Genomic DNA, 7,120 nt, shown 5'->3' with positions numbered 1-7,120 from the left:
CTCGCGCGATTTTCAACCACGTAGAGTGGGATCGAGAGGACGATGATCAGGGTGGAAACGATGCCGATGAGTGTCCAGCGGGTCATGGCGATTGAGTGGTTCATGGGTTCTCAACGAAATGGATTTGGGTGTGTTCCATTAGTAATGTTGTTGATTAAAAAGGGTTCAAGGATTCCAGGATTCGAGGGTTCAAGGGTTTTTCTGAGTAACGTGATATTTGGACCGAATCCTTACCTTGAGATTGTCCATGGTTCCTAAATCCCAATTTCCCGTCCGAGAGATCGAAATTTCGCATTTCACTCGAACCCTTCATTTATATGTTGCCTCTGCTTCTCCAAACGCGCTGCGCCGAATCGGCTTTCCAATATTAACCTTTACGCGGTTATTCTCGATGTAAACGGCAAACCGATCCAACGGCCGCGGGGCAGGGGACTGGACTACCTCGCCGCGGATGTCGAACACCGAGGCATGGCAGGGGCAGACAAACTGCATTTTTTCCGGGCTCCAGGGAACCGTGCAACCCAGGTGCGTGCAGCGCCGGGAAAGGGCCAGAAATCCCCCATCTTCGAGGCAGGCCAGGTAAAAACGACCCGGTGGAAAGGCGGTCACACTGTTGGGAACAAACCGCTCTGCCGGCCCGGCGTCGATGATATCAGCGGGCTGGACTGATGAATCCGTCGATTGCAGCGGTTTCAAGAAAGATCCCACCAGCCAGGCAATCTCTGCCAGGGCGAGGCCACTTAAGGCCAGCCACAGACCGTTGAGCAGGCCGCGACGCGAATGGCTTTGAATGGGTTGGGTGCTATCAACCGTTGGATTAATTTTCTGACCGCTCACCGCGCCCCCTTTCTCATATGGGCCAGGCCAGTCGCATGAAGGGACCGCGAAAGAACACCCCCACGATAGTCAGAACGACGAGGGCGGTCACCATGACCACGAACAGGGATTGGGCCGTTTCGTTCAATGTGGCACCCAGTCTTTTTTTCATGACTTGCACAACCCCCACCGTCAGGGCCGCCAAGAGGAGCATGGGTAAAATCCCGTCTCGGAGGAGAGGAGACATGCCGGCGGCCCAGGGGGCTGTTTTGACCCCAAGCGCGTCAGCCACGATCAGGACCGGCGTAATGACCATCGCCACAAGGGCGGCGCTGATGGACTGCCTTCTGCCGGTAGATGAAGCGAACCAGATCCCTTCGGTGGATTTTGGATAGGCAAGATAGGGAAGGCTCACCAGAAAGAAGATTGCCAGAAAGGGGATCACACATACGGCTACGACGGGATGAACATGCAGCAAAAGTTCCTGGAGACCGGCGAAATACCAGGGTGCCCGAACCGGGTTAGGGCTCAATCCCGGGTTGGCCGGTGCCGAGAGCACGGCATCGAAGAAGATGGAAAGCACCAATACGCTTGCCGTCACGGCCAGCGCCATGGAGACTTCTCTGATCAGCAGGTTGGGAACCACCGGCACCCGCACCGGCGCCTCATCGATGGGTTCGAAAGGCTGCCGCGGCACGACAAGTCCTCCGGCCTTGCGGATGCGCCAGAAATGAAATCCCATCAGGCCGGCCATCAGCACCGGGATCACGGCCGTATGCACGGCGTAGAAAAAGGGCAGGGTCTGAGCACCCAAATCGCTGCCGTTCCCCAAGGCTCGCTGCAGCCAGTCACCAATGACGGGGATATAGCCGATCATGGCAGTGAAAACGGTGACTGCCCAATAGGCCAGTTGGTCGTAGGGCAGCAGGTAGCCGGACAGATTGGCCGCCAGCACCATGGCAAAAAGGACGAGACCGATGACCCAGTTAAACTGCCGGGGATGATGGAAGGCACCGGTGAAAAAGACCCGCAGCATATGCAGCATCAGGATAACCACAAGAAGGTTGGCAGACCAATGGTGCAGGTTGCGCACGAGCCGGCCGAAGGGCACCTGGATCATGATCGATTGAACCGAGGCATAGGCGTCTACCGGTGTGGGAACATAGATGAATGTCAAGAGGATCCCGGTGGCCATTTGCAGCAGTACCAGTGTGGCCGCCATGCCGCCCAGCCCCCAGGAAAGCGTGAACATCAGGGTTTTTTCTGCTACCGTCGGTGGCCGAAAATGCAGGATCAGGTTGCGGCGAAAAAAGCGTTTGCGATCCCTTTCGGTGCGCGGTCGCACCGGCGAGGGGAATACGCTGCGCCATACCCGCTGCAAGACGTTGACGTCAGGATTTTCCAAAGATGTACGCCGGGTCATGTTCATCGGTTTATATCAAAACAGTCGGGATGGGTGTCGAATTTCGTCATTATCGTTAGATATCGAATGGTTTACCAAACAATGGCTGCCGAAACAACCGCTATTGTAATTTTCAAGCCATGCCGGTGGTTTCTTTTTGCCTTGATTTCCGGTATGATATGAGAATTAAAATGTACCAAACACCTATACGCCCCTTCACTTTCAACCGGGCCCTGTTGCCTGACCGCAACCGATGAGGGAACCTACCTGCAGCCCATGCTGCCGCAGAGAAAATAGCTGACCCATGGCATTGAACACACGACCGTTTTTCAATGAATCCGATTCCCGCTTTAAGCTCTTCCACGAGTTGATGGCCCGCAAGGTGCGTCATATTCTTCTGGTTTCCACCCCTTACGATGCCTGGATCATGGAAGAGGACTGCCGGCTTTCCGAGCGTATCGTCAACGAGTACCGAGGCCTCAACCTCAGTCACCCTCCGCGTCTGACCTGGGTATCCTCGGCCGAACAGGCCCTTGCCGCCCTTGACGACCAACCCTTTGACATGGTTATCACCATGCCGCGTCTGGCAGACATGGGTGCGGCTGCATTGGGCCACCGGATAAAGAAAAAGGCACCCGGACTGCCGGTTATTCTGCTTACCCACGACACGATACCTTCACCGGAGATCAAAGAGCCGGACAATGCGCCGGGCATTGACCGCACCTTCGTCTGGTCCGGCAACACGGATATTCTCGTCGCGTTGACCAAAAGTACCGAAGACCGGATGAATGCTGAAAAGGATACCCAATCGGCGGGCGTCCGAGTGATTCTTTTTGTGGAGGACTCGCCCTATTACCTCTCTTCCCTGCTGCCCATCCTATACCGGGAGCTGGTCAGCCAGACCCAGGCGGTGATGGAAGGCACCCTTAACGAAGAGCATCGGCTGGTCACCATGCGCGCACGTCCGAAAATCCTGGTTGCCGTTAATTACGAGGAAGCGCTGGCCCTCTACGAAGGTTACGAATCCAACGTGCTCGGGGTCATTTCCGATGTTCGATTTTCCCGGAACGGCGCCTTGAACGAGACCGCCGGGGTGGAATTTCTCAAACACGTGCGGGCGCGCCGGTTTGATATTCCGCTGCTGCTCACCAGTTCAGAACCGGCCAATGCCACGAAGGCGGCGTCTATCCCCGCCGCTTTCGTGGACAAGAATTCAGACACCCTGCACCAGGATGTGAGCCAGTTTTTCAAGGACCAACTGGGTTTCGGCGATTTCGTTTTCCGGTTGCCCGACGGATCGGAAATCGGTCGGGCTTCCAATCTAAAGTCGTTGGAACAGCATATGCTTTCCATACCGGAAGCATCCTTCCGGTATCATTGCAACCGCAACGACTTTTCCCGCTGGCTGTTCGCTCGCACCGAGATGGCACTGGCAGCAGAGGTCCGTCCGATCAGCGATGATGATTTCTCAGATGGTGAGAGCCACCGCCGCCACCTGGTCAAAATCATCGCCGACCGACGCAAAAGGCGCCAGAAGGGAATCGTTGCCGATTTCGATGCAACGGACGCGGATTTCGATACGGAGTTTTTCAAGATCGGCAAGGGTTCCCTGGGAGGAAAAGCCCGTGGGTTGGCCTTCGTTGCCTCCCTGCTTCGCCAGAACCCCGACTTTTATGTCACCTACAAGGACGTGGATATCGTTGTCCCCCAGACGCTGGTGATTACCACCGACGGGTTCGAGTCCTTTGTGGAAGACAACGGATTGCGCTACCTGTCCAAAACCGACTTGCCCGATGAGCAGATCGCCGATCTGTTTCTCGCCGGTCGATTTCCCGCCTGGATCGAAGATAAACTGCGCGACTACCTGACCCAGGTGACCTATCCACTGGCCATCCGGTCCTCCAGCCTGCTGGAGGACGCCCAGTTCCGAGCCTATGCCGGCCTCTACCGCACCTACATGATCACCAACGACTGCCCCGATGCGCAGCAGCGGTTAAACCATCTGATTCATGCCATCAAGCTGGTCTACGCCTCAACCTATTACAAGGGCCCCAAGGCATTCTCAAAACGGGTGGGCCACCGGACGGAAGAAGAGCAGATGGCCGTGATCATCCAGAAACTGGTGGGATCTCCCTATGGCGACAGTTTTTACCCGGCCATTTCAGGGGTCGCCCAGTCGCACAATTACTATCCCTTTGCCCGCATGAAGCCCGAGGAGGGAATCGTCACCATTGCCATGGGATTGGGAAAAACCGTGGTAGAAGGCGAGAAAACGCTCCGGTTTTCGCCAGCCCACCCTCAGCTGCTTCCCCAGCGCTCGACAGTGGAAGACATTCTCGACAATTCTCAACGTCATTTTTATGCACTCAAAATGGAAAAGGCGTGTCACTCTCTGGAAACCAACGATGCTGCAAACCTGTGGCATCGTGAAGTGACCGAGGCGGAGAACGAGCCGCCCATGCAGCTTCTTGCCAGCACCTACGTGCCGGATGAGCATCGTATTCGCGATACCGTTCATATCCCGGGCCAGCGGGTACTCACCTTTGCCCACATCCTCAAATATCGGGAGTTCCCCCTGGCCGATATCCTAAAGGACATGCTCCAATTGGGTGAACAAGGGATGGGCTGCCCCGTGGAGATGGAGTTCTCTGTCAACTTCTGCTCAGAACCTGACCACCTCCCACAGTTCGCCTTTCTTCAACTCAGGCCAATGACGGCCCGGGCAGAACTTGAGCAGGTGAATATCTCTGCAGAAGAAATTGAGAACGCATTTTGTTTCTCCGGCAAGGCTCTGGGCAATGCCCTAAAGCAGGATATGGCCGACATTATTTTAGTAAAACCGGAGGCCTTCGACCCGGGTCGGACCATGGAAATAGCCCGGGAGATTGCCAAGATCAATGCGACTCTGGTCAAGGAGGATCGAAAATACCTGCTTGTCGGGCCGGGACGATGGGGCTCGGCCGACCGCTGGCTGGGAATTCCCGTTGCTTGGGCGGACATCTCTGGGGTGGGCGCCATGATCGAGACGGAATCGGATAAGCTGGTTGCCGAACCGTCCCAAGGCTCACATTTTTTTCATAACATCACCACCTTGGGGATCAATTACATTACCGTCTCCAAGGCTGCCGGTGACCGGATAGACTGGAATTGGCTGACTGGGCTGCCGCGGTTGAAAGATGCCACTTTTGTCGCTCACGCACGGCTCGACGTGCCGGTGACGCTTAAAGTCGACGGCCGACGATCCCAGTGTGTGATCGTTAAGGGAAACGGTGGTGGGACCCTTTAGGCGCCTGGTCCTGATCGGAGGTCGGAACCAGAAAAAAATTACGAAAATCCAAAAAACAAATAACAAAAGACAAACAAATGACAATACTCAAAGTCAAAATTCCAAACGGTTGTTGGTTGTTGACCTTGTTTGAGATTTAACAGTTGAAATTTGTTTGGAAATTGTGATTTGAAGATTGTAATTTTTCTGAGTTTGAACCCAGAACCCAGAACCCAGAACCCAGAACCCAGAACCCGGAACGCCGTACCTCAAGTATATACAAAAGGAGGAGACACCATGTCTGACATTCTACAACTGGTCAAGGACAAGGACCCCGGACAGCGGGAGTTTCACCAGGCGGTCATGGAGGTGATGGCCTCGATCAAGCCGGTGATGGACCGCAACCCCGAGTACCGGGCGGCCAAGATTCTAGAGCGCCTGGTGGAGCCCGAGCGGGTGATCCTGTTCCGGGTGCCCTGGGTGGACGACCAGGGCGAGGTGCAGGTCAACCGGGGCTTTCGCATCGAGATGAACAGCGCCATCGGCCCCTACAAGGGGGGGCTGCGCTTTCACCCGTCGGTCAACCTGGGTATCCTCAAGTTTTTGGCCTTCGAGCAGGTCTTCAAGAACGCCTTGACCACGCTGCCCATGGGCGGCGGCAAGGGCGGGTCGGACTTCAACCCCAAGGGCAAGTCGGACATGGAGGTGATGCGATTCTGCCAGAGCTTCATGGCCGAGCTGTTCCGGCACATCGGCCCCGACACGGACGTGCCGGCCGGCGACATCGGCGTGGGCGCCCGCGAGATCGGCTACCTGTTCGGCATGTACAAGAAATTGCGCAACGAGTTCACCGGTGTGCTCACCGGCAAGAGCCTGAACTGGGGCGGCAGCCTGATCCGCCCGGAGGCCACGGGCTACGGATCGGTCTACTTTGCCGCCGAGATGCTGGCCACCCGCGACGAGACCCTGGAAGGCAAGACCTGCCTGGTCTCCGGGTCGGGCAACGTGGCCCAGTACACGATTGAAAAATTGCTGGACCTCGAGGCCAAGCCGGTGACCTGTTCGGATTCGTCGGGATACATCTATGACGAGGCGGGCATCGACAGAGAAAAGCTGGCCTTTTTAATGAACCTGAAGAACGTGCGCCGGGGCCGGGTGAAGGCGTACGTCGAGAAATACCCCTCGGCGGTCTACACGGATGTGAATCCGGACGATGCGTTCAACCCGCTGTGGAACCACAAGGCCGACTGCGCCTTTCCGTCGGCCACCCAGAACGAGATCAACGCCGTCGACGCGCAGCACCTGGTGGACAACGGGGTTTTCGTGGTCAGCGAGGGGGCCAACATGCCCACGGAGCCCGAGGGCATCGACATCTTCATCGAGAACCAGCTGCTGTATGGTCCGGGCAAGGCGGCCAATGCGGGCGGGGTGTCGGTGTCGGGGCTGGAGATGACCCAGAACTCGATGCGCCTTTCCTGGACGCGCGAAGAGGTGGACAACCGGCTGCAGATGATCATGAAGAGCATCCACCAGACCTGTTTGAATGCGGCCGAGCAGTACGGCACGCCGGGCAATTACATGAACGGGGCCAACATCGCCGGTTTCGTCAAGGTGGTGGATGCCATGATCGACCAGGG

The 7,120-nt window shown here is 56.5% G+C and carries 4 protein-coding genes; 2 read left to right on the top strand and 2 right to left on the bottom strand.

The window, feature by feature from the left end:
- Nucleotides 1-309: 309 nt before the first annotated feature.
- Together ABYV26_RS17310 and ABYV26_RS17305 are read right to left on the bottom strand one after the other, a co-directional pair.
- Nucleotides 310-837, bottom strand: coding sequence for a ubiquinol-cytochrome c reductase iron-sulfur subunit (locus tag ABYV26_RS17310; protein WP_372682608.1), 528 nt, complete (start codon nt 835-837; stop codon nt 310-312).
- A gap of 13 nt (nt 838-850) precedes the next feature.
- Entirely contained in the window at nt 851-2,221 is a 1,371-nt protein-coding gene (locus tag ABYV26_RS17305; RefSeq protein WP_372682607.1) for a cytochrome b N-terminal domain-containing protein, read from the bottom strand.
- Between the two features lie 301 nt (nt 2,222-2,522).
- On the opposite strand from ABYV26_RS17305, the gene ABYV26_RS17300 reads away from it, so the two are divergent.
- Both ABYV26_RS17300 and gdhA read left to right on the top strand, forming a co-directional pair.
- The gene (locus ABYV26_RS17300; protein ID WP_372682606.1) at nt 2,523-5,504 is read left to right on the top strand and encodes a PEP/pyruvate-binding domain-containing protein; all 2,982 of its coding nucleotides are present in this window, start codon (nt 2,523-2,525) and stop codon (nt 5,502-5,504) included.
- A gap of 276 nt (nt 5,505-5,780) precedes the next feature.
- A partial coding sequence (gene gdhA, locus ABYV26_RS17295) for an NADP-specific glutamate dehydrogenase (protein WP_372682605.1) occupies nt 5,781-7,120 on the top strand: 1,340 nt, incomplete at its 3' end.

Source organism: Desulfosarcina sp. (assembly GCF_041551955.1).
GTDB lineage: Bacteria > Desulfobacterota > Desulfobacteria > Desulfobacterales > Desulfosarcinaceae > Desulfosarcina.
The sequence above is the reverse complement of the archived record's forward strand: the minus strand, read 5'-3'. Positions and strand labels throughout refer to the sequence as shown.

Coding starts and splice junctions, on each gene's coding strand:
- ABYV26_RS17300 (WP_372682606.1), top strand. CDS start 2,523: ATGGCATTGAACACACGACCGTTTTTCAATGAATCCGATTCCCGCTTT.